The organism is Streptomyces sp. SID4985, assembly GCF_009863025.1.
Classification (GTDB): Bacteria; Actinomycetota; Actinomycetes; order Streptomycetales; family Streptomycetaceae; genus Streptomyces.
Genome location: NZ_WWIR01000707.1, coordinates 1 through 3,252, shown reverse-complemented (window position 1 = coordinate 3,252; position 3,252 = coordinate 1). Strand labels below are relative to the sequence as shown.

Here is a 3,252-nt window from a genome sequence, read left to right as displayed (position 1 = left end):
GCGGCGGGGACCGTGGGCACGTTGAGCGTCCGGGTGCCCGACGGCTCGCCCGCGCGCTCGGCGTCGGCGGCCGCCTGGGCGGCGGCGCGGCGGGCACCGTAACGGCGGTGCACGGCCTGCTTGGTGACGCCGAGCGCGGAGCCCACCGCGTCCCACGAGAAGCCGAGCGAGCGGTCGAAGTCCACGGCGGCGGTGACCAGGGTCTCGACGCTGTCCCGGAGTTCCTGGGCGAGGCGGACCGTGGGGGCGGGGGCGCGTCCGTAGACGACGAAACCGGTGGACGGGCCGGAGCGGCGCGGGCGGTAGACGTTGCCGAGCTGGGCGGTGAGCGTGCGCAGTGCGTCCACCTGGCGGCGGACCCGCTCGATGTCCCGCACCAGGAGGTGCAGGCTGGCCCGGGCCTGGGCGTCGTGGGTTGCGTGGTCGGCCATGAACAAGCCTCTCGAACCGGCGTTGAAAGGGACCGGGCCGCTTCAGCCGCCCGGTGTTGGTCAACTCTGTCTTGACCAACGCGTGGGGGCTCCGCTGGTCACGCGGTGGGGGCGTGCGGTGTGTTTTGTACGCCGGTTCTCCCACCCGCGCACCACCCGTTTCCAGTTGGCTGACAGGCTGAACAACTGGCATGGGTCAAGCGCCGTCGGCGGCTCTCCCGCGGCGGCATAGACTGGTGCGCTGCCCGTCCGTAGCCGTTTGAGAGGCTCGATCCTGGTTATGAAGCTTGTCTTCGCCGGAACTCCCGAGGTTGCCGTTCCCGCTCTGGATGCGCTGATCGCGTCCGGGCGGCATGAGGTGGCCGCCGTGGTCACGCGGCCCGACGCGCCGGCCGGGCGGGGGCGCAGGCTGGTCGCGTCGCCCGTGGCCGAGCGGGCGGTGGAGGCCGGGATCGAGGTGCTGAAGCCGGTCAGCCCGCGCGACCCCGCGTTCCTGGAGCGGCTGAAGGAGATCGGGCCGGACTGCTGCCCGGTCGTCGCCTACGGCGCCCTGCTGCCCCGCGTCGCGCTCGACATCCCGGCCCAGGGCTGGGTCAACCTGCACTTCTCCCTGCTGCCCGCCTGGCGCGGCGCCGCCCCCGTGCAGCACTCGATCATGGCGGGCGACGAGATCACCGGCGCGTCCACCTTCCTCATCGAGGAGGGCCTGGACTCCGGCCCGGTCTACGGCACCGTCACCGAGGCGATCCGCTCCACCGACACCAGCGGCGACCTGCTCACCCGGCTCGCCCTCGCCGGTGCCGGGCTGCTCGCGGCGACCATGGACGGCATCGAGGACGGCACCCTGAAGGCCGTACCGCAGCCCGCCGACGGCATCACCCTCGCGCCGAAGATCACGGTCGAGGACGCGCGCGTCGACTGGGCGGCGCCCGCGCTGCGCGTCGACCGGGTGGTGCGCGGCTGCACTCCCGCGCCGGGTGCCTGGACCGTCTTCCGGGGCGAGCGGCTCAAGCTCGTCCAGGTCGTGCCGGTGCCCGAGCGGACCGACCTCGCGCCGGGGCGGCTCGCCGTCGGCAAGAACAGCGTGCACGTGGGCACCGGTTCGTACGCCGTCGAGCTGCTGTGGGTGCAGGCCCAGGGCAAGAAGCCGATGCGCGCCGCCGACTGGGCGCGCGGAGTGCGTATCGCCGAGGGCGAGACACTGGGCGCCTGAACGCCCTGAAGAGGAGGGGTGGGGTCCGGCCGACGTAGGCTGGGGGCCGCACCCCTTTCTTCGTATCCGGAGCACCTTTTCTCGTGAGCGAGCAGTCCCGTCGGCCGCACCGGCCCGCCAAGCCCTACCGGCGCCCCCAGAAGGACCCCGTCCGCATCCTCGCCTTCGACGCGCTGCGCGCGGTGGACGAGCGGGACGCGTACGCCAACCTGGTCCTCCCCCCGCTGCTGCGCAAGGCGCGCGAGAACGGCGACTTCGACGCGCGGGACGCCGCCCTCGCCACCGAGCTGGTCTACGGCACGCTGCGCCGCCAGGGCACCTACGACGCGATCATCGCCGCCTGTGTGGACCGCCCGCTGCGCGAGGTGGACCCCCCGGTCCTCGACGTGCTCAGCCTCGGCGCCCACCAGCTGCTCGGTACCCGCATCCCGACGCACGCCGCCGTCTCCGCCTCCGTCGAGCTGGCCCGTGTCGTCCTCGGTGACGGACGCGCCAAGTTCGTCAACGCCGTGCTGCGCAAGGTGGCCCAGGACGACCTGGACGGCTGGCTGGAGAAGGTCGCGCCGCCGTACGACGAGGACCCCGAGGACCACCTCGCCGTGGTCCACTCGCACCCCCGCTGGGTCGTCTCCGCGCTGTGGGACTCCCTCGGCGGCGGCCGCGCGGGCATCGAGGACCTGCTCGCGGCGGACAACGAGCGTCCCGAGGTCACCCTTGTCGCGCGCCCCGGCCGGTCGACCGCCGAGGAACTGCTGAACGAGGAGGCGGCCGTACGCGGACGCTGGTCGCCGTTCGCCGTCCGGCTCGCCGAGGGCGGTGAGCCCGGCGCGGTCGAGGCCGTGCGCGAGGGCCGGGCGGGTGTGCAGGACGAGGGCAGTCAGCTGGTCGCGCTCGCGCTCGCCAACGCGCCCGTCGACGGCCCGGACGAGAAGTGGCTCGACGGCTGCGCGGGCCCCGGTGGCAAGGCCGCGCTGCTGGCCGCTCTCGCCGCCGAGCGCGGTGCCTTCCTGCTCGCCTCCGAGAAGCAGCCGCACCGTGCGGGGCTGGTGGCGCGGGCGCTGGACGGCAACCCGGGCCCGTACCAGGTGATCGCCGCCGACGGCACCCGGCCGCCCTGGAAGCCCGGCACGTTCGACCGCGTCCTGGTCGACGTCCCCTGCACCGGCCTCGGCGCCCTCCGCCGCCGGCCCGAGGCCCGCTGGCGCCGCCGTCCCGAGGACCTCGACAACTTCGCCCCCATCCAGCGGGGGCTGCTCCGCACGGCCCTGGACTCGGTCCGCGTCGGCGGCGTCGTCGGCTACGCCACCTGCTCGCCCCACCTCGCCGAAACCCGCGCGGTCGTCTCCGACGTCCTCAAGGAACGCCCCCACACCGAACTCATCGACGCCCGCCCCCTCCTCCCCGACGTCCCCGACCTCGGCGAAGGCCCCGACATCCAGCTCTGGCCCCACATCCACGGCACCGACGCGATGTACCTCGCCTTGATCCGCCGCACCGCCTGAGCGCCTTGGGGCGCTGACGGTCGCTCCTCGGGCGCGGGCACGTGGTGGCCTTTCGCGCAGTTCCCCGCGCCCCTCCAGGGGCGCGGGGAACTGCGCGACAAGCCAC

Annotated in this window: 3 protein-coding genes; 2 read left to right on the top strand and 1 reads right to left on the bottom strand. The window is 74.3% G+C overall.

The annotated features are described in order from the left end of the window. On the bottom strand, positions 1–431 hold a 431-nt coding region (locus GTW40_RS31335), incomplete at its 3' end, for a hypothetical protein (protein ID WP_161183517.1). Positions 432–711: 280 nt separating this feature from the next. Between GTW40_RS31335 and fmt the strand changes: the two genes are divergently transcribed. Together fmt and GTW40_RS31325 are read left to right on the top strand one after the other, a co-directional pair. Beyond that, positions 712–1,644: a methionyl-tRNA formyltransferase gene (fmt, locus tag GTW40_RS31330; protein ID WP_161183516.1), complete on the top strand. Its 933-nt coding sequence runs from the start codon at positions 712–714 to the stop codon at positions 1,642–1,644. Between the two features lie 83 nt (positions 1,645–1,727). Then, positions 1,728–3,146 (top strand): transcription antitermination factor NusB, encoded by a 1,419-nt coding sequence (locus GTW40_RS31325; protein WP_161183515.1) that lies wholly within the window; start codon positions 1,728–1,730, stop codon positions 3,144–3,146. Positions 3,147–3,252: the final 106 nt, after the last annotated feature.